Source organism: Sorangium sp. So ce887, from assembly GCF_051521455.1.
GTDB lineage: Bacteria > Myxococcota_A > Polyangia > Polyangiales > Polyangiaceae > Sorangium.
Genome location: NZ_CP150354.1, coordinates 3,026,959 through 3,052,535 on the forward strand (window position 1 = coordinate 3,026,959; position 25,577 = coordinate 3,052,535).

At 71.9% G+C, this 25,577-nt stretch carries 23 protein-coding genes; 15 read left to right on the plus strand and 8 right to left on the minus strand.

Features of this window, described 5'->3' with window-relative positions; genetic code table 11:
• Positions 1–88 precede the first annotated feature (88 nt).
• Positions 89–1,201: a phytanoyl-CoA dioxygenase family protein gene (locus WMF36_RS11515; protein WP_437579647.1), complete on the plus strand. Its 1,113-nt coding sequence runs from the start codon at positions 89–91 to the stop codon at positions 1,199–1,201.
• Positions 1,202–1,412: 211 nt separating this feature from the next.
• The gene (locus tag WMF36_RS11520; RefSeq protein ID WP_437579648.1) at positions 1,413–2,297 is read left to right on the plus strand and encodes a Uma2 family endonuclease; all 885 of its coding nucleotides are present in this window, start codon (positions 1,413–1,415) and stop codon (positions 2,295–2,297) included.
• Positions 2,298–2,388: 91 nt separating this feature from the next.
• Here the strand turns inward: WMF36_RS11520 and WMF36_RS11525 are convergent, their stop codons facing one another.
• The gene (locus WMF36_RS11525; RefSeq protein ID WP_437579649.1) at positions 2,389–6,375 is read right to left on the minus strand and encodes a hybrid sensor histidine kinase/response regulator; all 3,987 of its coding nucleotides are present in this window, start codon (positions 6,373–6,375) and stop codon (positions 2,389–2,391) included.
• A 383-nt stretch (positions 6,376–6,758) separates the two neighbouring features.
• Between WMF36_RS11525 and WMF36_RS11530 the strand changes: the two genes are divergently transcribed.
• From WMF36_RS11530 to ureG, 7 genes are read left to right on the plus strand one after another with little or no spacing between them, the layout of a single operon-like run.
• Entirely contained in the window at positions 6,759–7,613 is an 855-nt protein-coding gene (locus WMF36_RS11530) for an urease accessory protein UreD (protein WP_437579650.1), read from the plus strand.
• A gap of 10 nt (positions 7,614–7,623) precedes the next feature.
• Positions 7,624–7,965: an urease subunit gamma gene (locus tag WMF36_RS11535; protein WP_437579651.1), complete on the plus strand. Its 342-nt coding sequence runs from the start codon at positions 7,624–7,626 to the stop codon at positions 7,963–7,965.
• Between the two features lie 18 nt (positions 7,966–7,983).
• Positions 7,984–8,295: an urease subunit beta gene (locus WMF36_RS11540; protein WP_437579652.1), complete on the plus strand. Its 312-nt coding sequence runs from the start codon at positions 7,984–7,986 to the stop codon at positions 8,293–8,295.
• Positions 8,296–8,307: 12 nt separating this feature from the next.
• The gene (gene ureC, locus WMF36_RS11545; RefSeq protein ID WP_437579653.1) at positions 8,308–10,029 is read left to right on the plus strand and encodes an urease subunit alpha; all 1,722 of its coding nucleotides are present in this window, start codon (positions 8,308–8,310) and stop codon (positions 10,027–10,029) included.
• Between the two features lies 1 nt (position 10,030).
• On the plus strand, positions 10,031–10,648 hold the full coding sequence (locus WMF36_RS11550; RefSeq protein WP_437579654.1) for an urease accessory protein UreE: 618 nt from the start codon (positions 10,031–10,033) through the stop codon (positions 10,646–10,648).
• Positions 10,645–11,325, plus strand: coding sequence for an urease accessory protein UreF (locus WMF36_RS11555; RefSeq protein WP_437579655.1), 681 nt, complete (start codon positions 10,645–10,647; stop codon positions 11,323–11,325). The genes WMF36_RS11550 and WMF36_RS11555 overlap by 4 nt, the downstream gene beginning before the upstream one ends.
• Positions 11,322–11,966 carry an urease accessory protein UreG gene (gene ureG, locus WMF36_RS11560; RefSeq protein ID WP_437579656.1) on the plus strand — a complete coding sequence of 215 codons (645 nt, stop codon included), beginning with the start codon at positions 11,322–11,324 and terminating at the stop codon, positions 11,964–11,966. The genes WMF36_RS11555 and ureG overlap by 4 nt, the downstream gene beginning before the upstream one ends.
• A 240-nt stretch (positions 11,967–12,206) precedes the next feature.
• Here ureG and WMF36_RS11565 read toward each other — a convergent pair whose 3' ends face one another.
• Entirely contained in the window at positions 12,207–12,725 is a 519-nt protein-coding gene (locus tag WMF36_RS11565; RefSeq protein ID WP_437489835.1) for a peptidylprolyl isomerase, read from the minus strand.
• A gap of 451 nt (positions 12,726–13,176) precedes the next feature.
• Between WMF36_RS11565 and WMF36_RS11570 the strand changes: the two genes are divergently transcribed.
• Positions 13,177–13,419 (plus strand): hypothetical protein, encoded by a 243-nt coding sequence (locus tag WMF36_RS11570; RefSeq protein ID WP_437579657.1) that lies wholly within the window; start codon positions 13,177–13,179, stop codon positions 13,417–13,419.
• A 60-nt stretch (positions 13,420–13,479) separates the two neighbouring features.
• Here the strand turns inward: WMF36_RS11570 and WMF36_RS11575 are convergent, their stop codons facing one another.
• Positions 13,480–15,063, minus strand: a complete 1,584-nt coding sequence (locus WMF36_RS11575; protein ID WP_437579658.1) for a carboxylesterase/lipase family protein — start codon at positions 15,061–15,063, stop codon at positions 13,480–13,482.
• A 390-nt stretch (positions 15,064–15,453) separates the two neighbouring features.
• Positions 15,454–16,068 carry a response regulator transcription factor gene (locus WMF36_RS11580; protein WP_437579659.1) on the minus strand — a complete coding sequence of 205 codons (615 nt, stop codon included), beginning with the start codon at positions 16,066–16,068 and terminating at the stop codon, positions 15,454–15,456.
• Positions 16,069–16,178: 110 nt separating this feature from the next.
• Here WMF36_RS11580 and WMF36_RS11585 point away from each other — a divergent pair, with 110 nt between their 5' ends.
• From WMF36_RS11585 to arfB, 5 genes are all read left to right on the plus strand, one after another.
• Entirely contained in the window at positions 16,179–17,450 is a 1,272-nt protein-coding gene (locus WMF36_RS11585; RefSeq protein WP_437579660.1) for a hybrid sensor histidine kinase/response regulator, read from the plus strand.
• Between the two features lie 52 nt (positions 17,451–17,502).
• The gene (locus WMF36_RS11590) at positions 17,503–18,873 is read left to right on the plus strand and encodes a hybrid sensor histidine kinase/response regulator (RefSeq protein ID WP_437579661.1); all 1,371 of its coding nucleotides are present in this window, start codon (positions 17,503–17,505) and stop codon (positions 18,871–18,873) included.
• Positions 18,874–19,148: 275 nt separating this feature from the next.
• Positions 19,149–19,553, plus strand: coding sequence for a hypothetical protein (locus tag WMF36_RS11595; RefSeq protein WP_437579662.1), 405 nt, complete (start codon positions 19,149–19,151; stop codon positions 19,551–19,553).
• A 115-nt stretch (positions 19,554–19,668) separates the two neighbouring features.
• A complete protein-coding gene (locus tag WMF36_RS11600) occupies positions 19,669–21,186 on the plus strand; it encodes a DUF1990 family protein (RefSeq protein WP_437579663.1) in 1,518 nt (505 codons plus the stop codon).
• 163 nt (positions 21,187–21,349) lie between these two features.
• Entirely contained in the window at positions 21,350–21,778 is a 429-nt protein-coding gene (gene arfB / locus WMF36_RS11605) for an alternative ribosome rescue aminoacyl-tRNA hydrolase ArfB (protein ID WP_437579664.1), read from the plus strand.
• A 9-nt stretch (positions 21,779–21,787) separates the two neighbouring features.
• On the opposite strand, the gene WMF36_RS11610 is transcribed toward arfB, so the two are convergent.
• The 4 genes from WMF36_RS11610 to WMF36_RS11625 form a co-directional block, all read right to left on the minus strand.
• Entirely contained in the window at positions 21,788–22,756 is a 969-nt protein-coding gene (locus WMF36_RS11610; RefSeq protein WP_437579665.1) for a Uma2 family endonuclease, read from the minus strand.
• Between the two features lie 100 nt (positions 22,757–22,856).
• Entirely contained in the window at positions 22,857–23,366 is a 510-nt protein-coding gene (locus WMF36_RS11615) for an NUDIX hydrolase (RefSeq protein ID WP_437579666.1), read from the minus strand.
• A 267-nt stretch (positions 23,367–23,633) separates the two neighbouring features.
• Positions 23,634–24,452 carry a hypothetical protein gene (locus WMF36_RS11620; RefSeq protein WP_437489857.1) on the minus strand — a complete coding sequence of 273 codons (819 nt, stop codon included), beginning with the start codon at positions 24,450–24,452 and terminating at the stop codon, positions 23,634–23,636.
• A gap of 69 nt (positions 24,453–24,521) precedes the next feature.
• The gene (locus tag WMF36_RS11625) at positions 24,522–25,568 is read right to left on the minus strand and encodes a nicotinamidase (protein ID WP_437579667.1); all 1,047 of its coding nucleotides are present in this window, start codon (positions 25,566–25,568) and stop codon (positions 24,522–24,524) included.
• Between the last annotated feature and the right edge of the window lie 9 nt (positions 25,569–25,577).

Sequence of the window (25,577 nt, forward strand, 5' to 3'; positions counted from 1 at the left end):
GCGCGCCCCGGGTGGCGCCCGAGCGAGGAGCCGCGACATCGGTTGATGCCCCGCCGCTGGAGGTGTAGTTGCCATTGTCAGGACTGCCATGAATCCGAGTAGCCAGCGACTCATCGAGATGCACCTGCAGCACGGCGAGAGCCTGGTGGCCCGATCCGACGGGGGAACGTCCGTCGACTGCGAGCCGCACCCCGATCTGCCGCATCTCTACACCGTCGACGCGGGCAAGCTGGCCCCCGGCGAGCCGTTTCGATACGTGGTGCGCCGCGCCGATGGGACCGAGACCGCGGAGCGTTACTTCGCCCACGCGCTCGACAAGGGCGGGCCTGTGGACGTGTGGGAGGGGATCCGCGCCGTCGACAACGCCTTTTACACGGCCGAGGTCCAGCATCACATCGAGCGCCGCGGGTTCGCGGTGGTCCGAGGCGTCCTGTCCGCGGACGTGGTGAGCACCTTGCGCGCCGTCGTGCACCCCCTCATCGCCGACGTGTGGAGAGAGGACAGGGCCGCCTACCGGGACAAGATCAACCTGGAGAAGGTGCTGCTCGGTGTCCCCTGCTTGCTCCAGGCGCTGGCCGAGAAGCTGGCGCCGCTCCTGCGGAGCATCGTGGGGGACGAGGTGTTCCTCGAGTACGAGCAGGTCATGGCGGTGCGCGCGGGCTCATCGTACGCCACCCGGCGCCATCGGGACGTCGACGGCGGCAAGGACGGCTTCTCCGAGGCGTCCAGGCGCCACAAGGGCTCCGTCCACCTCTGGATTCCACTCGTCGATATCGACGAGACGCGGGCGTGCATCTATGTCGATCCGTTCGACGCGCCGGAGCGGTCCATCGAGCTGGAAATGCGGGCCGGCGACGCGCTGTTCCTGCACAACTACGTATGGCACGGGAGCCGCGCCAACGCCTCCGTGGTGGATCGCGTTTCGTGGCTCCTGAACTTCGCGCCCGCGCCGAGCCACGATGAGACCAACCCGGGCGCTGATCTCAACCTCCAGATCCTGCGCGGCGGGGCGCCCACCGATCTGGGCCCTGACGTGTGCTGCCGGCTGGTCCGGGAGAAGCACACGTTCTTGAACCTCTTCGATGCGTTCTTCACCTACGATCCATCCCTGATGCGGATGGTCCACCCGGACAACAGGCGGGTGAGGACCCCACGCGCGACCGCGAGCCATCCGTCCCGTCACGCGGACGATGAACGGTAAGCGCCTGTGGCGAGCGAGCGCGGCGATCGGGGAAGCGCGCGCTCCTGGTCGAGCATCCATCGGGCACCGGAGACGGTCCTGGCGAACGCCTCCCCTCCGCTGCCGCGACGGCGTTCGGTGCTAGGTTCTCGGCATGGTCCTACCCGCCTCCCGAACGCCGCGGCCGCCCGGCCCACCGCTGATCGCTCCGACGGAGGAGGAGTGGCGCGCGATGACCCCGGCGGAGCGCGAGCGCCTGCTGGTGAGGATCCTCGACGCCCTGTCGGACCCGAAGAGCGCCATGGCCGAAGGGCGGCCCCACCACAAGGCCAAGGGGCGGGCGATCGACATGCTCACCCTGCACTTCGGCTCCACCGGTCGCGTCATCTACATGGCGGAGGAGCTGGCGGTCCTGTACCCGGGTGAAGACGTGTTCGTCCCGGATATCCTCGCAGTGCTGGACGTTCAGCAGCCCGAGGACGATCCGCGGATGGCGTGGGTGGTGGCCGACGAGGGCAGGGGGCTGAGCCTGGTGCTGGAGGTCCTGCACCAGGGCGACCGGAACAAAGATCTCGTCGCCAACGTCGAACGGTACGCGCGCCTGGGCATCCCCGAGTACTTCGTCTACGACCGGCTCCGGCAACAGGTCCACGGCCACCGGCTCCCCGGGCCGGATGCCACGCGCTACCAGCGCATCGTGCCGCAGATGGGGCGTCACGCTTCGGCGGTGCTGGGCCTCGACCTGGCGGTCGTCGGCAACCGGCTCCAGTTCTTCCAGGGCATGGCCGAGCTGTTCGGCTCCGCGGACCTGATCGGCCGCCTGAAGGGGATGATGGAGAGCCTCGAGTCGAGGGCCGAGCAGGCGCAGGCCCAGGCCGAGCAGGCGCAGGCCCAGGCCGAGCAGGCGCAGGCCCAGGCCGAGCAGGCGCAGGCCCAGGCCGAGCAGGCCATGGCAGGCCTGCGAGAGGCCCTCCTGGCCGCGCTCGCCATGCGCCGGATCCCGTGCCCGGACGAGGCGCGCGCGCGCCTGCTGGCCTGTCAGGACCCGGCGACGCTGCAGCGCTGGCTGCTGCGGGCGATGAGCGCCGACTCCCTCGAACAGATCCTCGCCGAATAGCGAAGAATAGCGAAGAAGAGCTCCTCGCCGACGAGCGATGCCCCGCGGCTCGTTGACGGCCGGGGACCTCGCGCTCGCCTCGGCGCTGCCCTCACCCGGATGCCGGCTGCTCGCCGGGCGCGGCCAGCCGCGCGCCGAGCTCGTGGAGCCGGAACTCCTCGGCCAGCCCGCGCACCTCCCGGAGCCACGGCGCGAGCCGCGGGTCCTCCGCTTCGAGCGCGGCGAGCCGCTGCACGAGATCCTGGAGGCGACCCCGCTCGACGAGCTCGGCGAGCCGCGCGAGCTCCTCCGGGGACGGCGGCACCACCGGTGCACGCGGCGGCGCGCCGTCGCCGTCGTCCACGCTGCGCGCGCCCTCGGGCGCCGCGCGGACCCAGGTGAGCGCGAGGCGGCGCTCCAGGTGCTCGAGCAAGGCGCCGAGCTCGATCGGCTTCGGGAGGAAGCCGTCGCAGCCGGCGGCAGCGCTGCGCGCGCGCTCGGGCGCCTCGACGCTGGCCGACGTGGCCAGGATGGGCACGCCCGAAAGCCCGGGGAGCCGGCGGATGCGGCGCGCGGCCTCGTCGCCGCCGAGGTCGGGCATGCGGAGATCCATCAGCACGAGGTCCGGCCTGCGCCCGGCCGCGAGCGCGACGGCCGCCTCCCCGCCTGCGGCCTCGACGACCTCGAAGCCGAGCGGGGCGAGCGCGTCCCGCAGGAAGGCACGGTTGTCCTCGTGGTCGTCGACGACGAGGATCGCCCGGCGCGCGCCCTCGTAGCCCGCGATCGCCTCGCCCCCGCGCCGCTCGCCGGACGGCGATTCGCCGGCGAGCACCGGGAGATCGAGCGCCACGGTGAAGGTGCTGCCCTCGCCGGGCGCGCTCTCCACGTCGACGCGGCCGCCCATCCGGTCGACGATGCGGCGCGTGATCGCGAGCCCCAGGCCCGCGCCCTCGCCGTGCGCGCGCCGCTCGCCGGCCTGCTCGAACGGCTCGAAGATGCGCGCGAGATCCGCCGGCGCGATGCCGGGGCCGGTGTCCTCGACGCGGAAGAGGACGCCGCCGCGCGCGCGCCCGTCGCGCGGCGCGACCCGGAAGGTCACCCGCCCGGCGCGGGTGAACTTGATGGCATTGCCGAGCAGGTTGAGGAGCACCTGCGTGAGCCGCTTCTCGTCGACCCGGACCCACGCCGGCGTGCCCTCCGCCACCTCGAGCTCGAACCCGAGCCCCCTCTGCGCCGCCCGCACCTTGCACACCTCCGCGACCGTCCGCGCGAGCGACGGCAGGTGGACATCGCCCGGCGCGAGATCCAGCCGGCCGGCCTCGATGCGGGCGAGATCGAGGACATCGTCGATGAGCGCGAGCAGGTGCTCGCCCGACCGGCGCACCACGTTGGCGCTTTGCCGATCCTCCGGGGCGAGCCGCCCGGAGCGCTGGAGGAGCTGCGCGTACCCGAGGATGCCGTTGAGCGGCGTGCGCAGCTCGTGGCTGACGCTCGCGAGGAAGGTGGTCTTCGCCTGGCTCGCGGCGTCCGCGGCGTCCTTGGCGGCCTGGAGCTCGGCGGTGCGCTGCTCCACGAGGAGCTCGAGCTCGCGCGTGCGCCTCCGGAGCGCCCGGAGCCGCAGGCGCACGCCGCCGTAGGCGAGCCCGGACAGCGCCGCCGCGTAGCCGAGGTAAGCCCAGGCGGTGCGCCACGGCGCGGGCCGGACGCGGAAGGCGACCGTCGCCGGGCCGGCGACGTTGCCGGCGTGGTCGCGGCCCCAGACCTGGAAGGTGTACGGGCCGGGCGCGAGGTTCGTGTAGCGCGCGCTCGAGTCCGCGCTCCACGCGCCCGGCGATGCGTCGAAGCCGACGAGCTGGCTGCGGTAGCGCGTGCTGCGCTCGTGGAAGAGGCTCAGGAGCGCGTACTCGAACGAGACGGTGTTCTCGTCCCAGGCGAGCGACGCGCCCGGCGAGAGGGCGAGCGCGCCGCCCGCCGCGCGCGCGTCGAGCGCGAGCGGCTTGGGCGCGAGGTCCGGGACCTCCTCGGCCGGATCGAGCACCGCCACCCCGCCGGTCGTGCCCGCCCAGACGCGGCCCCGGCTGTCGATGAACGAGCCGTTCTGGTTGCACTCGTTGCTCGGCAGCCCGTCGTCGGTGGTGAAGGTGTAGGCGGCGAGCTCGGCGGGGTCGTCGGGCGTCGGGGCGCGCGGGGTGAAGCGGGTGACGCCGCGGTCGGTGAAGGCGTAGATCCGGCCCTGCGCGTCCGCGCGCACGCCGTAGACGATGCTGTCCGGCAGCGCCGGCCGGGTCCGCTCGTTCAGCGGCTCGAGCCACGCCTCCGCGTCGAGGTCGTAGCGCGAGATCCCGCCCTGGGTGCCGATCCAGAGCACCCGCGCGCCGCGCGCGTCCCGGATCTCGGTGAGCGCGGCGACCGCGTCCGAGGCGAGCGGCGCGTCCGCGGCCGTGTAGCTCCGCCACTGCCCGTCCGTGAGCCGCGATAGCCCCCTCATGGTGCCGAACCAGGTGGAGATCTTCCCGCCCGGGGCCGTGGTCTCGAGGACGCCGGTCACGTGATCGTCCGCGAGGGGCACCTGTGCCTTCGTGAAGACCTGCCACACGCCGTCCGCGTCCAGGCGCGCGGCCCCGGTGTCCGTCGCGATCCAGAGCGAGCGCCCGTCCAGGGACTCCGACAGCGCCTGGACGCCGACGCCGGGGAGAGGGGAGCTCTGCTTCGTGTACGTGGTGAGCTGCCCGCCTGCCCAGCGATGGACCCCGGCGACGCCGAGCCAGACCACCCCGGGCTCGCGCGTCGACGGCAGGAGGAAGGTCACCAGATCGCCGAGCTTGCCGGCGAGCCCGGGGGCGTCGATCGGCGCGAAGCCTTGCCCCGAGGACCGCACCACCGTGTCGTTCACGGCCACCCAGAGCTCGGGCGGGCCGCCCTCGGCTCCCGGCGCGCGCACCTCGGCGATGGAGCTGATGGTGCCGGACAGGCCCGCGTTCCGCTGCGTGAACCCCACCCACCCGTCGTGCCGCAGGCGCGCGAGGCCGCCGGTGTTGGTGCCGATCCAGAGCGTGCGGCCGCCGTGCGCCTCGCCGGTCGCCGCGAGCGCCATCACGTGGTCGTCCGGCAGCGTGGAGCTCTCCTTGGTCAGCGCCGTCCAGGTCCCGCCCTGCAGCCGCGCGAGACCGCCGCCGTAGGTGCCGGCCCAGAGCGTCCGCGCGCCCGTGCCGCTCACCGTCTCGGCGAGCGCCCGCACGGGCTGCGCCAGCACCGGCACGGTCGCCGGGGCGAAGCTCTCCCACCGCCCCTCCGCGAGCCGGGCGATGCCCCCCCGCGTGCCTGCCCAGAGCACGCGGCCCCCGGCTTCCCCGGGGGTCTCGAGCAAGCTCATGACCACGTTGCTAGGCAGCCCGTCGGCGGTCGTCGCGAAGCGGGCGCAGCCCCTGGCGTCGCAGCGGAAGAGGCCCTCACCGGTGCCGATCCAGAGCGCCGGCTCCCCGCCGGGGAGCGTCGTTGCGTGCAGCGAGCGCACGTCCGGGTGCTCGAAGCCGGGCCCCAGGTCCACGCGCGTCCACCGCTCGCCGTCGAGCCGGTAGAGGCCGTCCGTGGTCGAGGCAAAGACCGCGCGCCCCTGGCCCGCGGGCGCCTCGAGGAGCGCCCGGACCGGCTTCTCGGCCGCGAGCCCCTCGGCGGCCCCGAAGCGCGTGAAGCGCCCGTCTGCGTAGCGGATGACCTGGCCGGTCATCATCCCGAACCAGGCGGCGCCGTCCTGCCCCACGGCGACCGCCTGCACCCAGCTCGATCCTCCGGCGGTCGGCAGGGGGAGGGGCGTGAAGCGACGCCCGTCATACGACGCCGCGCCGCCCTGGGTGCCGATCCACAGGCGGCCGCCGGGCTCGAAGGCGATGGCGTTGATGGTGATCTGGGGGATGCCGTCCTCCGCGTCGAAGACGCGCATCGACGGCGCGCCGCGCGCCCGGAGGTCGCCTGCTGCGGGCGTGTCGCCCGTGGGGGCGGGCGCGTCGCCCGCGGCAGGCGCGGGCGCGAGGGTCACGGCGAGCCCGAGCGCGATGGCGACGCGCAGACGCCCGCCGGGGAAGGAGAATCGACCGAGCATGTCGGCCGCATTCTAGACGAGATCGCGGCGGCCGATCTGTCCCGACCAGGCGTCGCCCAGGTTCGTCCCTGGTTTGATGAGAGAATGAACCCCAGAGGACACAGAGGAGAGAGCACGAACTCTGTGCCTCTGTGGCTCAGGTCCTTTCCCATCACGGAGCCAGGAGCGAGCTTGTGAACCCCACCGCTGGAGATCGTCCGCCCTGAGAGCGGCGCTCGGACGCGTCTGGTGCAGGCGCGTCCGCTCGCCGGGAGAGGCGGCCGGCGTGGGGCCAAAGTCCTATGGACAGCGCTGCGTGCACCGGAGTACAAGCCCGAGGACGGATCGACGAGCAGCGAACGGCGGCGAGGCGGAGCACTTTGCACGATCGACAGGGGCTCTCATTGGCTGACCCGAAGGACCACCCCGAGCACCGCCTGGGGCTGCAGCGGGACAACGGGTTTCTCGAGGTCCGCTTCGAGCGGCACGATCGCACGAGGCCCGTGCACCTCGCGCACCGCGCCCCGTGCCGCATGCTCTTCCCGCGGCAAGAGCCGGACGAGCCGCTGCTCGGGGTGTTCATCACGACCTCCGGCGGGATGGCCGGAGGCGATGTCCTCCAGGTCTCCGTCGAGGCGCGCCGCGGCGCCACGGCCACCGTGACGAGCCAGGCCGCCGAGAAGATCTATCCTTCGCTCGGCGCCCCCAGCTGCCTCTCGCTCGATCTCCGCGTCGGCGAGGGCGCCGCGCTCGAGTGGCTGCCCCGGGAGACGATCCTGTTCGACAGCGCCCGCCTCGAGCGGCGCGTCGAGCTCGACGTCGCGCCCGGCGGGAGCCTGCTGGCGCTCGATCTCCTGGTCTTCGGCCGGCTGGCCCGGGGCGAGCGCTTCACGGCCGGCGCGCTGCACGACGTCTGGCGCGTCCGGCGCGGAGGGCGGCTCCTCTGGGCGGACGCGCTCTCCCTCTCCGGCGACATCGCCGCACAGATCGCGGCCCCCGCGGGCTTCGGGGGCGCCACGGCGGCGGGGCTCGCGCTGCTCGTCGCCGACGACGCGGCGGCGTGGGTCGACGAGGCCCGCGCGCGGCTCTCGCGCGGGTCGTCCCGCGCGGGCGCCACGCTCGTCGGCGGGGTGCTCGTGGCCCGGGCGCTCGGCGAGGAGCCGGCGCACGTGCGGCGCGATCTCACCGATCTGGTCTCGTGGCTCAGGGCGGCGCGCTCGGGCCATCCGGCGCGCATGCCGCGCTTCTGGTCGATCTGAGGAGGAGTCGATGAATCTCACCCCCCGAGAGAAGGACAAACTGCTGATCTCCATGGCCGCGATGGTCGCGCGTCGGCGGCTGGAGCGCGGCGTCAAGCTCAACTACCCCGAGGCGATCGCGCTCATCTCCGACTTCGTGCTGGAGGGCGCCCGCGACGGCCATTCGGTGGAAGATCTGATGTGCCGAGGCGCGCGCGTGATCTTCCTGGATCAGGTGATGGAGGGCGTCGCCGAGATGATCCACGATGTCCAGGTCGAGGCGACGTTCCCCGACGGCACGAAGCTCGTCACGGTCCACCACCCGATCGGCCCGCGGCTCGGGATCCAGTCGGAGCCCCAGGGCAAGCCGTAGAGGCGAGGAGGAGGTGTCATGATTCCCGGAGAGATCATCAGCCCGGCGGCGCAGCTCGACATCCAGGTCAACCTGGGCCGGCCCGTCGTCACGCTCAGCGTCGAGAACACCGGCGATCGGCCGATCCAGGTCGGCAGCCATTACCATTTCTACGAGACGAACGAGGCGCTCGTCTTCGACCGCGAGAAGACCCGCGGCATGCGGCTCGACATCCCGGCCGGCACCGCGAAGCGCTTCGAGCCGGGCCAGAAAGAGGAAGTGTCCCTGGTGCCCTACGGCGGCGACCGCGTCGTCGTGGGTTTCCAGGGGAAGGTCAACGGCTCGCTCTAGGAGGCTCAGGCGATGGCTCATCCGATCTCTCATTCCAGCTACGCGAGCCTGTACGGCCCGACCGTGGGCCAGAAGGTGCGGCTCGCCGACACCGATCTCTTCATCGAGGTCGAGCAGGACCTCACCGCGCTCCACGGCTATGGCGAGGAGGTCACGTTCGGCGGCGGCAAGGTCATCCGCGACGGCATGGGCCAGTCCCAGCGGACGCAGGCCGAGGGCGCCGTCGACACGGTGATCGTGGGCGCGCTCATCCTCGACCACTGGGGCATCGTCAAGGCGGACATCGGCCTCAAGGACGGCCGGATCGCCGCCATCGGCAAGGCCGGCAACCCCGACGTGCAGGACGGCGTGACGATCGTCATCGGCCCCGGCACCGAGATCATCGCGGGCGCCGGGAAGATCGTCACCGCCGGCGGCATCGACACGCACATCCATTTCATCTGCCCTCAGCTCGTCGAGGAGGCGCTCTGCTCGGGCCTGACGACGCTGATCGGCGGAGGCACCGGGCCGGCGGCCGGCACGACCGCGACGACCTGCACGCCCGGCCCCTTCCACCTCCGGCGCATGCTCCAGGCCGCCGAGGCGCTGCCGGTCAACATCGGCCTGTTCGGCAAGGGGAACACGAGCCGTCCCGCCGGCCTCATCGAGCAGATCGAGGCTGGCGCCTGCGGGCTGAAGCTCCATGAAGACTGGGGCACCACGCCGGCGGCGATCGACAACTGCCTCGCTGTTGCCGACGACTATGACGTCCAGGTGGCGCTCCACTCCGACACGCTGAACGAGGGCGGCTTCGTGCAGGATACGATCCGGGCCTTCAAGGGGCGGACGATCCACTCGTTCCACACCGAGGGGGCCGGGGGCGGCCATGCGCCCGATGTCATCGCGCTGGTCGGGGCGCCCAACGTGCTCCCGGCGTCCACGAACCCGACCCGGCCGTATACCCGGAACACGGTCGTCGAGCACCTCGACATGCTCATGGTCTGCCATCACCTCAAGAAGGAGATCCCGGAGGACGTGAAGTTCGCCGAGAGCCGTATCCGGAAGGAGACGATCGCCGCCGAGGACATCCTGCACGACCTCGGGGCCATCTCGATCATGGCGAGCGACAGCCAGGCGATGGGGCGCGTCGGCGAGGTCGTCCTGCGGACCTGGCAGACCGCCGACAAGATGAAGCGCCAGCGCGGCAAGCTGCCCGAGGAGAAGCAGGACAATGATAACTTCCGCGCCAAGCGCTATGTCGCCAAGTACACAATCAACCCGGCCATCGCCCAGGGGGTCAGCCGGCATATCGGCTCGGTCGAGGTCGGCAAGCTCGCCGATCTCGTGGTCTGGTCGCCGGCCTTCTTCGGGGTCAAGCCGGACATGGTGCTCAAGGGCGGCTCGATCGTCATGGCGGCGATGGGCGATCCCAACGCCGCCATCCCGACGCCGCAGCCCGTGCACTACCGGCCGATGTTCGGGGCCTATGGCCGGAACGCGATCGAGAGCTCGGTGCTGTTCGTGAGCCAGGCGTCGCTCTCGCGCGGGGTCGCGGCGAGCGCCGGGCTGTCGCGCCCGCTGCTCGCGGTGGAGAACACCCGGTCGGGGATCTCGAAGGCGAGCATGATCCACAACAGCGCCACGCCGCGCATCGAGGTCGATCCGGAGCATTACACGGTGAAGGCCGACGGCGAGCTGCTCACCTGCGAGCCGGCGGAGGTGCTCCCCATGGCCCAGCGCTACTTCCTGTTCTGACATGCGACGCGCCATCGAGGTTATCCCCCACGGGAGCACGCCTGAAGCCGCCGCCGAGGCGTGCGTGACGCTCGCCTACGACGACCGGCACCGCCGGAGGATCCGGCTCGCGACCGAGGATGGGTGGGAGTTTCTGCTCGACCTACCGGAGGCGACCGTGCTCGGCGACGGGGACGGCCTTCGCCTCGACGACGGCGCCTGGATCCGGGTGCGCGCGGCGGACGAGGCGCTCGTCGCGGTGACGTGCCGCGAGGCGCCGGACCTGGCCCGCATCGCCTGGCACATCGGCAACCGTCATATCCCGGCGGCCTTCGACGGCGCGCGGATCCTCATCCGCCACGATCATGTCATCGTCGACATGGTCCGGGGGCTCGGCGCCGAGGCGACGCCTCTTCGCGCGGCCTTCACGCCGGAGCGCGGCGCCTACGACCGGCAGGCGCCGCACGGCCATGGGCATTCCCACGAGCATGGGCATTCCCACGAGCATGGGCATTCCCACGAGCATGGGCATTCCCACGAGCATGGGCATTCCCACGAGCATGGGCATTCCCACGACCATGAGCACGGTCATGGGCATTCCCACGACCATGAGCACGGTCATGAGGACCGACACGGGTGAGCTCCGTGGGCGATGGCGCGCTCTACCGCCTGCTGAGCTGGATGTCGCCGGCCTATCCGGTCGGCGGATTCAGCTACAGCCACGGGCTGGAGTGGGCGGTCGAGGCGGGTCTGGTCGGCACGGCGGAGCAGCTCCGGGCCTGGGTCGCGACGATCCTCGGCGAGGGCTCCGGCCGGGTCGATGCGGCGCTCCTCGCGGCCGCCTTCCGCGCCGAGCACGACCGGGAGCTCGACGAGGTGGCCGAGCTCGGGGCGGCGCTCCGGGGCACCCGCGAGCTCGCCCTGGAGAGCGCCCAGCAGGGGGCCGCGTTCCTCACCATCACCCGCGCCGCCTGGCCGCACCCTCGCCTCGACGCGTTCGCCGAGCGCCACGCCGGTGAGGCGCCGTTCCCGGTCGCCGTCGGGCTCGCCGCGGCCGCGCACGGGGTGCCGCTCGAGGCGGCGCTCCTTGCGTACCTGCACGGCTTCGGCTCGGGCCTTGTCTCGGCGGGCATGCGCCTGATCCCGCTCGGCCAGACGGACGGCCAGCGCATCGTGGCGGCGCTCGAGCCGGTCATCGCCGGCGCTGCCCGGCGCGCCGGAGACACGCCGCTCGACCGCATCGGCGCCGCGACGCCGGGGGTCGATCTCTCGTCGATGCAACACGAAACCCAGCACACGAGGTTGTTCCGATCATGACAGCAAGCACTCACGGTCCCCTCCGTGTCGGTATCGGAGGGCCGGTCGGCTCCGGCAAGACGGCGCTCGTCGATCGCCTCTGCAAGCGCATGCGCGACGAGTGGCGCCTCGCCGTCGTCACAAACGACATCTACACGAAGGAAGACGCGGAGTTCCTGACCCGCTCGGGCGCGCTCAGCGCCGATCGCATCGTCGGCGTCGAGACCGGCGGCTGCCCCCACACGGCGATCCGCGAGGACGCCTCCATCAACCTGGCGGCCGTCCGCGAGATCTCGCAGCGCCTCGCTCCGCTCGATCTCGTGTTCGTCGAGTCCGGCGGAGACAACCTGGCCGCGACCTTCTCACCGGAGCTCGCCGACCTCACCATCTACGTCATCGACGTGTCGGCCGGTGACAAGATCCCGCGCAAGGGCGGCCCGGGCATCACCCGATCGGATCTGCTCGTCATCAACAAGATCGACCTCGCGCCCATGGTCGGCGCGAGCCTGGAGGTGATGGATCGGGACGCCCGCAAGATGCGGGGAGAGAGGCCGTTCCTCTTCACCAATCTGAAGGAGAACAAGGGAGTCGAGGAGATCGCCGCCTTCATCGTCAGGAAGGGCGGCCTCGACGCCAGGACGAGCGCCCCGGCAGGCGGCTGAGAGGCCAGCAGCGGACCCCAGGTCATGGCGGGCTGGGGAATCCCCTCATTTTGTGCCCGTTTACAGCGGGAAATTGAACAGGGAGGCGGGGAGGCGGGGAGTTTTTCTGAGATTTTACTCCCCGTCTCCCCGCCTCCCTGTGAATTTTCCGAAAAATTTGAGGGGATTCCTCAGCATGGCGGGGGGATGGGGCAGGGCGCGCGCCGCCATCACGTCAGCGCGGCAGCGCGGCGGCGCGGATCAGGCTTCCTGCACGACGACGCGATTCATGCGGATCGGGGTCTGGGGCCGATCGCCTCCGTCGGTGCGCGCCGTCTCGATCTTGCGCACGACGTCCATGCCCTCGATCACGCGGCCGAACACGGGGTGCTTCGAGGGGCCGGGCGTGAACCAGTCGAGGTAGGCGTTCTGGACGGTGTTGATGAAGAACTGGCACGAGCCGCTGTTGGGGCTGCCCGTGTTGGCCATGGAGAGCGTGCCGGGCTCGTTCGAGAGCTTGGCGTTGGCCGGGTGCTCGTCCTGGATGCATCCGTCGGGCCCGTCGCCCGTGCCCGCCCGCGGGCTCTTCGGGTCGCGGCTGTGCGGACAGCCGAACTGGAGCATGAAGCCGTTGATGACGCGGTGGAAATGCAGCCCGTCGTAAAAGCCACTCTTCGCGAGCTTGAGGAAATTGCCGGCGGTGATGGGCATCTTGTCGAGGTAGAGCTCGATCGTGATGTTGCCCAGGGAGGTCTCGAGGAGCGCGGTCGGGTTGGCCATGGGCGAGAGGGTAGTAGAAGGCGCGGTCGGGCGGCAAGAGCCGGCGAGGTGCCGCGCGCACCTCCGCCCTGGGCAACGCGCGCCGCTCGGTCCGTGGCCCCACGCGGCGCCCCGCGGCCCGCGCCGGCGCTCACCCGGGAGCGGCGATTGGCTCTTGGAGCACCGATCCGCTTGAAGACCGAGAATGAACCACAGAGGACACCGTGGACACAGAAGAGAGGCAGGGGAATGGCACGTTCATTTCTCTCTCCTCTGCGCCCGCCGCGCCGCCGCTGGAGGCGCCGGTGGAATCGGAAGAGGAGCCGCTGGCCGATCCGGCGTGAATCGAGTTCATGTTGTAATTTGGCTCACTTTTGCTTTAAAATGTAAGCAATTTTCATAGGATACATCTCCGCGGACCAGAGCGCGTTGTGGTCGCGGGCGAGTTGGGTCGCGATGGGACCAGAACGCGTTGTGGTCGCGGGCGAGCCGGGGTCGCGACGGCTCAGGATGGATCGACGTCCGAGGTGAGGACGCCAAGAAGGGCGGCGTCGGCCAGGGCGGGGGCGGTGGCCGACGGGGCGGGATCAGCGTGGAGGGCGTCACCTTCGAGCTGGGACCGCCGGGTAAGGGCGGTATCAGCTGGGACCAGGAGGGCAACATGATCACGGGAGACGACGGCGTCGCGGTCGAGACGTTTCGGTTTCCTGAATAGGCGAAGTCTGGTTCTCCGCCTGCTTCCAGGTTGCCCGTCTCTGCGCGCCGGCGAGCCGCTCTACCGCGGCCCACCGCCCGAGCCGCCGCCCGCCGCCAGCGCCGCCTCGAGCACCGGGTACTGCGCGATGAGCGCGTCGAGGCGCACCTTCCTGAAGTCGTGCGCGAGCTCGATCTCCTCGCCGAGCTTCAGGGTCTTGTCCCGCATGAGCAGTCCCCCCGTCTCGTGCTTGGGCCACGCCGTGTCGCCCGCCGGCGTACCGGTGTTCGCGAAGGAGAACCAGTAGCTGCTGACCTTCTCGGACATCGTCCGATCGGCCGCGGTGAACCTGTCCTTCCTGCCCCCGAACGGGAAGATCATCTCGCCGCCGTGCGAGACGCCGTGGGGCTGGTCAGCGCGGTCCCCCTCGGGCACATAGCTGAAGTAGTACCACCGCGTGTCGGCCACCTTCGAGTGCTTGTCGGCGAGCCACCGGGTCTGCGCGGTGAACAGCATGTCGCGCAGCACCAGGCCGGCGAAGCGGCTCGGGTCCTTGAGGTCCTCCTCGGTCACCTCGGGGTCGCTGCGGTAGAGACCCTTCAGGGTCTCCAGCGCGTCCTCGGCTTCCTCCCCGCCCGCGTCGATGATCATCTGCATGACGGCCGCCGGATCCATGCCGAACGCCGCGAGGACGCTCGCCTCGTCGCTGTTGCTGCCGATGATGAGCGGCTTTCGCGCCTGCTCGCCGGCCTCGAAGGTGGCCCTGAGCCCCGTCGGCAACACCACGTCGCCGCGCACCGGGCTCGGGCCCAGGTAGGGCACCTGGCCCCGCGGGTTCTCCGGGGTCGGCATGAACTTCGCGGTGAACTTCTCCGCCGGCACCGCCCGCAGCTCCTCGGCCGTGGCCTGCGCGCCGTTGAGCTTGAACAGCGCCGACGCCACCTTGACGCCGAGCTCGGACGCCTTGAGCCGGGTCTGCTCCGGGATCGCATAGGGGCTCTGCGCGATGCCCTTGTGGAACAGGGCCGGCGTCCTGTCCCTCGAGAGCGGGGAGGCGAAGAGGGCGAGGACGCTCTCGGCCCCCGCCGACTGGCCGAAGATCGTGACGTTGCCAGGGTCGCCGCCGAACGCCGCGATATTGCGCTGCACCCACTCCAGCGCGGCGATCTGATCGAGCAGGCCGAAGTTGGCCGGCCCGAGCTCCCTGTCGAGCCCGGGATGGGCGAAGAACCCGAGGAGGCCCACGCGGTAGTTGAGGGTCACCACCACCGCGCCCTTCCTGGCCAGCGGCCCCCCTCCGTAGAGCTTGTCGCTGCCGATGCCGATCTTGAAGGCGCCGCCATGGATCCACACCATCACGGGCTTGCGCGCGCCGGGCTCCACGCCGCTCGTCCAGACGTTCAGGTACAGGCAGTCCTCGCTCTGCGGCCCCACGTCGCCCGAGCCATCCATCGACGGATAGGTGGGCTGAAGGCAGGCCTTGCCGAAGGTGTCGGCGAACCGGGTCTCCTTCCAGGGCTCGACCGGCTGGGGCTCCTTCCAGCGCAGGTCGCCGACGGGCGGACTGGCGTAGGGGATCCCCTTGAACACGAGGATCTCGCTCTCGACGACCCCCTGGACCGGGCCCTCTACGGTGTTGATGATCGGCGTGATATTGCTTGTCATGGATTCGTCTCCTTGGATTCGAATTGTGATGGTTGGGCGCGCCGGAGCGCGCTTCCGTGAAAGCTGGGGAGATGGACGTCGCGCGGAGCGGCGCGCCGCGGCCCGGGCTGAGCGCAGGTCCCGGGCGGCCGTCCGCTCAAGGGCTCGATCCCTGCATGAGAGTCGATGAGAGTCGATGCCTCCGCGCACCGCCGCGAAGCCCGCCGGAGTTAATCCCGGAAGCTTGGCCCTCGCCATGGGACCTTGGTCCCATGAGGGTCGTCGCAGGCAGACGACAGGATGCCGTAAGACCAAGGTCCCATGGGCGGTGTCGCCTCGCCGTCGCGGGGGGGCGACGCATCACCATGAGATCTTCGTCCCATGGCGGCTCGCGCGCCCCGCGCGCCAGGATCAGGGCCCCTGGAGCCGATCCACGAGCCGCACGAGCTCCGCCACCGACTCGACGCCGAGCTTCTCCATCACCCGGCCGCGGTGCACCTTGATCGTCTTCTCCGCCGCGCCGAGCTCGTCGGCGATCTGCTTGTTCAGGAGCCCCTGCGCGACCCGCAGGCACACCTCGCGCTCGCGCGGGGTGAGCGCCTCGAAGCGCGTCCGCAGCGCCTCTTGCTCGCCCCGGGTGGCGCGCGCCGCTGCGTCGCGCGCGATGGCGCGCTCCACCGCCGCGAGCAGCTCCTCGTCGTCGCAGGGCTTCGTGAGGAAGTCGATCGCGCCCGCCTTCATCGCCCGCACCGAGCTCGACACGTCGCCGTGGCCGGTCAGGAACACGATCGGCAGGGGGCACCCCCGGCGCGAGAGCTCCTCCTGCAGCTCGAGCCCGCCCAGGCCGGGCATGCGCAGGTCGACCACCACGCAGCCCGGCCGCTCCGAGGGCGCGCGCTCCAGGAACGCGCCGGGCGACGCGTGCGCCTCCACCGCGTACCCCGCCGCGCGCAGGAGCCGCTCGAGGGCGCGCAGCACCGAGGGGTCGTCGTCCACAACGCACACCGTGGGCGAGGTCGCGAGCATGGCAGCGACCGCATTCCACGCCCAACCCGGTGAGGGCGTCAACCCGCGGGCAGACGTCGTGGCAGCGAAGCGCTTGACGCACCCGTCGGCGCGCTGGCATCTGGTCCGCCATGGCGCCGGACCGCCCCCCGCTCGTCTTGCTGGTGGACGACGATCCCGGCAGCCTCAAGCTGCTCTCGGAGGCCCTCGCGGGCCAGCCCGTTACCCTCGCGGTGGCGATCGACGGGGAGATGGCGCTCCGGCAGGTCCGGCGCGAGGTGCCCGACCTCGTCCTGCTCGACGCCGTGATGCCGGGCCTCTCCGGCTTCGAGGTCTGCCGCCGCCTGAAGGAGGACCCGGCGACGCGCGCGGTCCCCGTCCTGTTCATGACCGTGCTCGCCGACACGGCGAGCCGCGTGCGCGGGCTCGAGCTCGGCGCGGTCGATTACGTGAGCAAACCGTTCGTCCGCGAGGAGCTCGTGGCCCGCGTGCGGACGCAGCTCGCGATCCACGCCGCCGCGAGGGCGCTCTCCGAGAAGAACGACGAGCTCGCGCGCGCCCGCGCCTCGCTGGAGGTCGAGGTGGCGCGGCGGACGGAGGAGCTGCGCGCGGCCAACCAGCGCCTCGCGCGCGAGATCGAGCTGAGCCGGGCCGCCGAGCTCAAGGTGCAGAAGGCCCAGGACGAGCTCGCGCACCTGAACCGGGTGTCGGCGATGAGCGAGCTGGCGGCCTCGATCGCGCACGAGCTGAACCAGCCGCTCGCCGCGATCCTGAGCAACGCGCAGGCGGCGCAGCGGCTGCTCGCGCGGACCCCGCCGGACGTCGCCGAGGCGCGCGCCGCGCTCGACGACATCGTGGCGGACGACCGCCGCGCCGCGAAGGTCATCCAGCGGATGCGCGCGATGCTCCGCAAGGGCGAGCTCAGCGCGGTCGCGCTGGACCTCGGCGAGGTCGTCCGCGAGGTGGCCCGGCTCCTGGCCAGCGCCGCGCTCCTCGCGGGCGCGACCCTGCGGATCGAGCTCGCGCCGGGGCTGCCGCGCGTCCGGGGCGACGGCATCCAGCTCCAGCAGGTGCTCCTCAACCTCCTCGTCAACGCGCTCGACGCGGTCTCGCGCCGCCCGCCCGAGGCGCGCCTCGTGGTGGTACGGGCCCGCCCGGCCGACGGCGGCGGCGTCGAGCTCTCGGTGGCAGATTCCGGCGAGGGCGTCCCACCGGCGGACCTCGAGCGGATCTTCGAACCGTTCTTCACGTCGAAGGCCCAGGGGCTCGGCGTGGGCCTCGCCATCAGCCGCTCGATCGTCGAGGCGCACGGCGGCCGGCTGTGGGCCGAGCGCGGCGCCGGCGAGGGGGCGACGTTCCGCTGCGCCCTGCCGGTCTGGGACGAGGCCAGGGGCGCGCCCTGAGACCAAGGTCCCATGGCGGACCGCAGGGGGGGCGTGCCACAGAGTTCCCGTCATGGCAGCGCCTCGATCCCGCGCTCAGGTCGCCGAGGGTGTCCGAGGCGGCGAGGCGATCGACGCGCGCGCCGACCCGCTGGCCTCGGGCTCCCGGCTGGCGCGCGCCCGCCCGCCGCTCGTCCTGCTGGTGGACGGCGATCCCGGCAGCCGCGCGCTGCTCTCGGCGGCCCTCGCGGGCCAGCCGTTCGATCTCACGGAGGCCGGCGATGGGGAGGCGGCGCTGGAGCAGGTCCGGTGCGAGGAGCCCGATCTGGTCCTGCTCGACGCTGCGATGCCGGGCCTCTCCGGCTTCGAGATCTGCCGCCGCCTCAAGGAGGACCCGGCGACGCACGAGATCCCGGTCCTGTTCATGACCGTGCTCGCCGACACGGCGGGCCGGGCGCGGGGGATCGAGCTCGGCGCGGTCGATTGCGTGACCAGGCCGTTCGTCCGTGAGGAGCTCGTGGCCCGCGTGCGGGCGCAGCTCGCCGCGCGCGCGGCGACGAGGGCGTTCTCTGAGGTGCACGAGGAGCTCGCGCGCGCCCGGGCCTCGCTGGAGCTCGAGGTGGCGCGGCGGACGGAGGCGCTGCGCGAGGAGATCCGGCGCCTCGAGCGCAAGATCGAGCTGAGCCGGGCCGCCGAGAGCGAGGCGCAGCGGGCGCAGGAGGAGCTCGCGTGCCTGAACCGGGTGTCGGCGATGAGCGAGCTGGCGACCTCGATCGCGCACGAGCTGAACCAGCCGCTCGCCGCGATCCTGAGCAACGCGCAGGCGGCGCAGCGGCTGCTCGCGCGGACCCCGCCCGATGTCGCCGAGGTGCGCGCCGCGCTCGACGACATCGTGGCGGACGACCGCCGCGCCGCGAAGGTCATCCAGCGGATGCGCGCGAGGCTCCGCAAAGGCGAGCTCAGCGCGGCCGCGCTGGACCTGAACGAGCTCGTCCGCGAGGCGCGCCGGCTCCTGGCCGGCGCCGCCCTCCGCGCGGGCGCGACCCTGCAGACAGCGCTCGCGCCGGGCCTGCCGCGCGTCCGGGGCGACGGCGCCGAGCTGCAGCAGGTGCTCTGCAACCTGCTCGTCAACGCGTTCGATGCGGTCTCCAGCGGTCCGCCCGAGGCGCGCCGCGTGGTGGTCCGGACGCGGGTGGGCGGCGCAGGCCGCGTCGAGCTCTCGGTGGCGGACTCCGGCGAGGGGGTCCCGCCCGAGGATCTCGAGCGGATCTTCGAGCCGTTCGTCACGACGAAGGCCCGCGGGCTCGGCGTGGGCCTCGCGATCAGCCGCTCGATCGTGGAGGCGCACGGCGGCCGGCTGTGGGCCGAGCGCGGCCCCGGCGAGGGGGCGACGTTCCGCTGCGCGCTGCCGGCATGGGACGAGGGCGCGCGCCCCGCAGGGTGATCCTGGCGCATCGCGCCCGACGCCGGGCGTTGCATGGAGCGCCCCCGGGATGAGCTGAGGCAGCTTGTCTCATCCGTGGCTGCCTGCCGCGGGCGAGCCTCCTCCGGAGGCGAGGCGATGGTCAGGTCGCCGCCCGGCGAACTCTGTAAACCATCGTATTTACAAATGATTCTAGGTGCGTGCTCGCGGCGGCACCGTTCGTGTAACGGCCGCCTCCCACGCACCGGGCCCGGCCTTCGCGCCGGGTCCTTTTCAGCACAACGGAGGAGGTATCCATGACGCAGGCAAGCAATCCGAGGTGGTGGGATGAGCAGAGGACGTCCGGCTGGGAGCGCGTGAAGGAAGCGCTGCGCCGCGACTGGGAGCAGACCAAGGCGGACTTCACCAACAACAAGGGGCAGGAGCTCAACCAGGACGTCGACGACACGGTGAAGCAGGCGCTCGGCAAGCAGGCGATCCCGCCGCGCCACGTGCCGAACAGCGACTGGGACGAGGTCGAGCCGGGGCTGCGCTACGGCTGGGGCGCGGCGGGCCAGTACAGCGAGCACCGCGACTGGGACGATCGGGTCGAGAGCAAGCTCAGGGAGGAGTGGACCGATCTCAAGAGCGGGCGCACGTGGGACGAGGCGAAGGGCACCGTGCGGCGCGGGTGGGAGTCGGCGCGGCGCAAGGCGTCCTGAGCGGCGCGCGCAAGGGCGGCGGCCGGACCCGAGAGCCCCGGGCGCGCTGCGGGCTGGGCCTGGCACGGCCGCCGCCTTTCGTTGGCCATCCGATGGGTGCAAAGGAGAACGGGGAATGAAGGTTCTGGTGACCGGCGGCACAGGGGTGGTGGGCCCGGAGGTGGTGCGGCGACTCCTGCGGAGAGGGCACAGCGTCCGGCTCCTGTCGCGCCACGCGAGCGACGATCGCAGATCGTTCGAGGGCGATGTCGAGGCGTTCGACGGCAACATCGGCGACGCCGCGTCGGTGCACGGCGCCGCCGAGGGGTGCGACGCGGTGATCCACCTGGCGGCCGTCGTCGCCGAGCGGCCGCCGGAGGTCACGTTCGAGGGCGTCAACGTCGAGGGCACACGCAACCTCGTCGCCGAGGCCGAGCGGGCGCGCGTCCAGCGCCTCGTCTATGTCTCATCGCTCGGCGCCGATCGCGGCGAGTCGGACTACCATCGCTCGAAGAAGCAAGGCGAGGAGATCTGCCGCACGTTCTCGCGCGAGTGGATCATCGTCCGCCCTGGCAACGTCTTCGGCCCGGGCGACGACCAGGTCTCGCTCCTGCTCAAGATGATGCGCACGCTGCCGGTCGTGCCGCTCGTCGGGAAGGGCGACGATCCGTTCCAGCCGATCTGGTGCGAGGACTGCGGCGAGGCGCTCGCCGTCGCGGTCGAGCGCGCCGACCTCGCAGGGCGCGAGCTCGACCTGGCGGGCCCGGAGGTGACCTCGATGAACAGGTTGCTCGACCGCTTCGAGGCCATGACCGACCGGCACCCGGCCCGGCTCCCGCTGCCGGCGTGGATCGAGTCGACCGGGGCCAAGCTCGCGGCGAAATTCGGCATCGAGACGCCCGTCAACGCCGACCAGATCACGATGGTGACCGAGGGCAACGTCATCCCCGAGGGGCGCGAGAACGCCCTCGACGTGCTCGGCGTCAAGGCGACACCCCTCGACGAGAGCCTGGCCAAGCTCGGCGACTCGCTGCCCGAGCAGCTCCCGTCCGAGGGGCTCGGCCCGATGCACCGCAAGATCTACAGCGCCGAGATCCGCGGGGCGCGCTTCGACGCCGAGGGGCTCATCGCGCTCGTGCGCGACGAGCTCCCGGAGCTGACCCCCCGCAAGACGGTCGTCGTCGGGGCCGAGCCCGAGAGCCCGACGCGCCTCGAGCCGGGCGCGACGCTCACGATGGCCCTGCCGCTGCGCGGGCACGTCCAGGTGCGCGTCGAGGAGGTCTCGGCCCGCACGATCACCCTCGCCACCCTCGAGGGCCACCCGCTCGCCGGCGCCGTGCGATTCCTGGCCGAGCCCACGCCCGGCGGCGACGGGGCGGTCCGCTTCGAGGTGCAGACGTGGAACCGCGCCTCGACCCTCGCCGACCTCCTGGTGATGGAGACCCTCGGCGGGGCGATCCAGACGTACACGTGGACCTCGCTCGTCGAGACCCTGATCGAGCGCAGCGGCGGCCGCGCCGAGAAGGGCGTCGAGGTGATCCGCGACGACCCCGACGAGCGCGAGGGCAAGGCGTTCGAGCGCTGGCTGGAGGAGCTCATCCTCCGCCGCGTCCGGAGCGACGGCGCCGCCGCCCCCGCGATGGCCGCGGGCTGAGGGCCGAGGCTGGAAGGCAGGGCGAACGACGCGGACGGGGCCGTGTGGGCGGGCGCGCCCCGGAGGCCATGGGCGGCTGACGCTCTCGCCGCGAGCCCCCGCGTGCTAGGGGTCAGGCGCTCCGCGCGGCGCTCGCGCCCGCCGCAGAGCAGAGCGAGCCGCCGTGTCCCACCCCCTCGTCATCAACGATGCGCTGACCGCCCCGGCCGCGCTCCTCAGCTGGAGCGCCGTGCGCGCGTCGGGGCCCGGCGGTCAGAACGTCAACAAGGTCGCCTCCAAAGTCGAGCTGCGGTTCGACTTCGCCGCGTGGCCGGAGCTCGACGAGGGCGCCAAGACGCGGCTGTACGCGCTGGCGCATGGCCGGCTCGACGCCGAGGGGCGCCTGCTTATAGTAAGCCAGCTCACGCGTGACCAGCAGCGCAACCTGGACGATGCGCGCGAGAAGCTGCGCGCGCTGATCCTTCGCGCGCTCGTGGTGCCGGTGCTGCGGAGGCCGACGCGGCCGACGCGGGCGTCGAAGAGGAGGCGGCTCGACGAGAAGCGGCGCACGAGCGAGAAGAAGCACGTGCGCCGCAGCGGGGGGAGCGACTGACGGCGACCGTCAACGCTTGCGCCGGGAGCCCGCGACGACCTCGGCCGCCGTGGCCGCGGTGGCCGCGCGCTTGAGCCATCGCCGCAGCTGGGTCGGATCGTCGCAGCCGGCGATCGTGCGAGCCACCTTGGCCGGCACCACGACCCCGCGCGCTTGCAGCACCGTGGCGATGGCCTCCTGCGCCATCCTGATCTCGCCGAGCAGCGCGCCGCGCGCCTCGCCCAGCGCCGCGCCGCGCGCCTCGCCGAGCGCCGCGCCGCGCGCCTCGCCGCGCGCCTCGCCAAGCGCCTCGCCGAGCGCCGCGCCGCGCGCCGCGCCGAGCGCCGCGCCTTCTGCGAGCGCCGCCTCGAGCGCGGGCACGCGCTTCTCGAGCAGCGCGCGGGCCACGGCGTCGTCCGAGGAGGTGGCGTCGAGCAGCGCCTGGATCGGCAGCGGGAGCACGAGGCATCGGTCCTCGATGACCGCATCCTTCGCAAGCGGCTGCCAGCCGTCGGTCTCGCGCGACCATTCCAGCACCCGGCGCTGCTTCACCAGGATGCAGAACACCCGCCGCACGCCCCGATCGATCAGCCGGCGCGCCTTGCTGGTCGGAACGGCGAGGGCTTGCTTATCGCTGACCTCGAAGGCCAGCTCCTCCAGCCGCCGGTGGCCTCCGCGATCGGGTTTCTGCGAGAAGACGCTGGCGTCGGGCGCATAATCGCTGCCGTAATCGGCCCGGGTGAGCATGTCGACGGCGCCCCGGTAGCCCGTGGCGACGTGGGCGCCGAGGACGTAGGTCAGATCGAAATGCTGCGTCGCGTGCGGCGCATCGGCCGGGGCGGCGAAGAGCTCGGCGCCGTCGAGGTACTCCACCCGCGTCTCGGGCGGGGCCAGCCGATCGTCGACGTGCGGGCGGGCCCTGCCGGTCGAAGGCGCCTGGAGCGTGCGACCCGACGCGCCTGCGCCGGGGGCGCGGAGGACGTGTTCGTGCCTGCGCATGGCCTCCAGCATAGCCCAGCCGGCGCTCGGCAGGGCTCGCAACGCGCTCGCAACGCCGAGGCGCGAGCCGGGCGCGCCGAGGTCGGGCGCGCGGCGCGGATCAGCCGTGCGCTCTCAGGCAGCCCAGCTCGTAAAGCCCCATCCACCCGACCTCCGGGTCCGTGCAGGCGCCCTCCCTGAGCTGCGCGACGAAGTCCTCGATCGGCTTCTCGATCACGTCGATGAACTCGGTCTCATCGAGCGCCTGCTCCCCCTGACGCACGCACTCCACGGCGAGGAACGCGTGTCGTTCGATGGTCGAGTAGGCGCACTCCAGCGGGCGTCCGAGCGGCAGGAGCCGTCCGGCGACATACCCTGTCTCCTCGAGCAGCTCGCGCGCCGCCGCGTCCTCCGGGGTCTCGCCCGGCTCGACGCCGCCGCCGGGGAGCTCGTCGAGGATCCTGTCGGGCCCCGGCCTGTACTGGCGCGCCAGGATCACCCGCTTCTCGCGGGAGAGGGCGAGGACGCAGACGACGCGCCCCTCCTTCTTCAGCGAGAACGTGCGGATCTGCCCGTCCGGGAGCTCGAAGGTGACATCCTCGATCCGCCGCCACGGCGAGTGCTGGGTCACGCGCCGCTCCACTGCTTTCCACCGCACGACCGTCATCGGAGACCACCTCGGAGCCCGGAGCGCTCCGGCGCCGCCGCGAGGAGGGGAGGCGCGCGGAGGGCCGCAGGGCGAGCACGGCTACCAGGCGTCACCGCGGACAGCAAGCAAGGGGAGGGGGAGATTCGCCATGCGCCGTCCTGGCGGCCGGCCTTGCTCCCGAGCAACCTATCAGCGCCTGATCCACGACGGCACGGTGTGCTGCCCTGGGCGGCGGCGGCCTGACGCGGCTCATCCTCCGAAGCCGCCGGCGGCCGCCTTGGAGAACGACGCGCCGCCCTGGCTGGCGCGCACCGCCGACTGGGAGAACAGCGCGAACGCCTTGCGGATGTCGGCCGCGTCGCTCTTCGGCGTCAGGATCCAGCGGTCCTCGATGCCCATGTCGCGGAAGACGGCGCGGAAGTCGGTGTTCCCGTCGTCGATGCCGATCGCCGCCACGATGTGGGCCTCGGCCCGGCGCATGTCGCGGACGAGCGCGCACACGTCCTTGGCCTTGGCCCACGTCGAGCCCGCGTCGGCGCCGTCCGAGATGATCAGCGTGACCGTGCGCGCCGGGACGCCGCTCAGCGCGAACTCCTGCGCCTTCGCGATCACCGTTCCGAGGAGCACCACCGTCTGGTCGTAGAGCGGCGTGCCGAGCATGGGGTCGTAGTTCTTCGTATCCATCTTCAACGCCTGGGCGATCGGGCAATACGGATACAGCACCTCTCCGTTCAGGTAGCGGTTGTGCGCCAGGATGGAGTCGCGCTGCTTGGAGTCGGCGAGGGCGCCCACAACGAGATTGTGCCCGTCGCGCACCGCCCGGGCGTTGCCGGCGAACTTGATGGATCCCGAGTCGTCGGGCATCACCGTGACCAGCACCACCTCCGACGACGCGACGTCGTCCACCTGCACGCCGAAGCCGGCCTGGATCTGGGCGCCCAGGTCGGTGATGTGCAGCGCCTGCATCGCCTCGGGCGAGAGCGCTCCCTCGTCCCGCGCGGCCTCGAACAGCTGCTCGATGTCGAGCGAGCCACCGCCATTCATCGTCTTCCCGTTGTCTTTGCTCATGGTATCGGATCCTCCAGGGTCATGCGTTCGAGCGCGCGAAGCCGGGGCGGCCGGCCAGGCCGCGCGGCGCTAGACGAGCCAGCGCGCGACCGGGTCGGTGCTCTTCACGAGGTTCATGCCGGCGGCGGCGAACCGGCTCAGGGCCTTGTCCGCCTCGGCGGTGAAGTCGGCCACGAATCCCCCCTTGCCGTCGGGCACGGTGACCGGCGACATGCAGTCGGTCATCACGTAGATCTTCTTCGCGAGCGCGCGGTCGGTCAGCGCGACCTCGGTCAAGATGTCCTCGATCGAGCTGCGCACGCAGTGGCTCGAGGCCTGGCCGGCGATGATCACCGCGTCCGCGTGGAGCAGCGTCTTCAGGAAGAGCGTGCTCCGCTGCGCCAGCGGCTGGCCGTCGTGGCGCGTCAGCACCTCGGGCTGCATCACCGAGTAGTTCTCGGTGAGCGGGTTGCCGCCCTTGACCTCGACCCACGACTGCACCCCGCGCGCGAACGCGTGGAACATCCGCGCCTCGTGCACGACCCCCGCGAGCGCGTGGCCGTCGCTCCCGAGGATGCAGTGCGGCGGCCACAGGTAGAGCCTGTATTTGCCCGCCTTCTCGAGCTCCTCGCAGTAGTACCGGACCTGCTTCATCAGCCACGGATAGTTGCCGCCGCAGAGCCACTTCGCCACGGCCGGGTTCGGCCGCACCTCCCCCGCGTCGATCTGCGCCGTGGTGATCTCGCGGTACGCGCTGAGCGGCCGGTCCTCGCGATCCACCCAGAACGACGGGAAGAAGATCTGGTAAGCAAAATGGGTGTCCATCGTGACCGTCATGTTCGTGATGGACGCGAGGTTCCTGTAGATGAACTCGGCGATGCGGCGGCTGTCGTCGACCGCGCCCGTGCCGCTCCTGCCGGCGACGTACAGCGAGCCCTGCGGGAAGCAGAAGTCCTTCTGCACATCGATGAGCAGGAGGTGGACGTTCTGCGCGTCCGCGGCCGACGGCTTCATGCCGTGCGCCTTCCGCCACGCGGCGGCGGCGCCGTGGAGCGCCGTCTCGTCGGGGTGGTAGCCCCACCGCTCGGCGTTCCTCGGATCGTAGAAGGCGGGCAGCGGGAGCTCGGTCGTTTTCATGATCTCTCT

Excerpts from the sequence above, each read along its gene's own strand:
- WMF36_RS11535 (WP_437579651.1), top strand. The coding sequence starts at position 7,624 with ATGAATCTCACCCCCCGAGAGAAGGACAAACTGCTGATCTCCATGGCC.
- WMF36_RS11525 (WP_437579649.1), bottom strand. The coding sequence starts at position 6,375 with ATGCTCGGTCGATTCTCCTTCCCCGGCGGGCGTCTGCGCGTCGCCATC.
- WMF36_RS11540 (WP_437579652.1), top strand. The coding sequence starts at position 7,984 with ATGATTCCCGGAGAGATCATCAGCCCGGCGGCGCAGCTCGACATCCAG.
- WMF36_RS11580 (WP_437579659.1), bottom strand. The coding sequence starts at position 16,068 with ATGCTCGCGACCTCGCCCACGGTGTGCGTTGTGGACGACGACCCCTCG.
- WMF36_RS11565 (WP_437489835.1), bottom strand. The coding sequence starts at position 12,725 with ATGGCCAACCCGACCGCGCTCCTCGAGACCTCCCTGGGCAACATCACG.
- WMF36_RS11625 (WP_437579667.1), bottom strand. The coding sequence starts at position 25,568 with ATGAAAACGACCGAGCTCCCGCTGCCCGCCTTCTACGATCCGAGGAAC.
- ureG (WP_437579656.1), top strand. The coding sequence starts at position 11,322 with ATGACAGCAAGCACTCACGGTCCCCTCCGTGTCGGTATCGGAGGGCCG.
- WMF36_RS11520 (WP_437579648.1), top strand. The coding sequence starts at position 1,413 with ATGACCCCGGCGGAGCGCGAGCGCCTGCTGGTGAGGATCCTCGACGCC.
- WMF36_RS11550 (WP_437579654.1), top strand. The coding sequence starts at position 10,031 with ATGCGACGCGCCATCGAGGTTATCCCCCACGGGAGCACGCCTGAAGCC.
- ureC (WP_437579653.1), top strand. The coding sequence starts at position 8,308 with ATGGCTCATCCGATCTCTCATTCCAGCTACGCGAGCCTGTACGGCCCG.
- WMF36_RS11590 (WP_437579661.1), top strand. The coding sequence starts at position 17,503 with ATGGCAGCGCCTCGATCCCGCGCTCAGGTCGCCGAGGGTGTCCGAGGC.
- WMF36_RS11515 (WP_437579647.1), top strand. The coding sequence starts at position 89 with ATGAATCCGAGTAGCCAGCGACTCATCGAGATGCACCTGCAGCACGGC.
- WMF36_RS11575 (WP_437579658.1), bottom strand. The coding sequence starts at position 15,063 with ATGACAAGCAATATCACGCCGATCATCAACACCGTAGAGGGCCCGGTC.
- WMF36_RS11600 (WP_437579663.1), top strand. The coding sequence starts at position 19,669 with ATGAAGGTTCTGGTGACCGGCGGCACAGGGGTGGTGGGCCCGGAGGTG.
- WMF36_RS11585 (WP_437579660.1), top strand. The coding sequence starts at position 16,179 with ATGGCGCCGGACCGCCCCCCGCTCGTCTTGCTGGTGGACGACGATCCC.
- WMF36_RS11610 (WP_437579665.1), bottom strand. The coding sequence starts at position 22,756 with ATGCGCAGGCACGAACACGTCCTCCGCGCCCCCGGCGCAGGCGCGTCG.
- WMF36_RS11620 (WP_437489857.1), bottom strand. The coding sequence starts at position 24,452 with ATGAGCAAAGACAACGGGAAGACGATGAATGGCGGTGGCTCGCTCGAC.
- WMF36_RS11595 (WP_437579662.1), top strand. The coding sequence starts at position 19,149 with ATGACGCAGGCAAGCAATCCGAGGTGGTGGGATGAGCAGAGGACGTCC.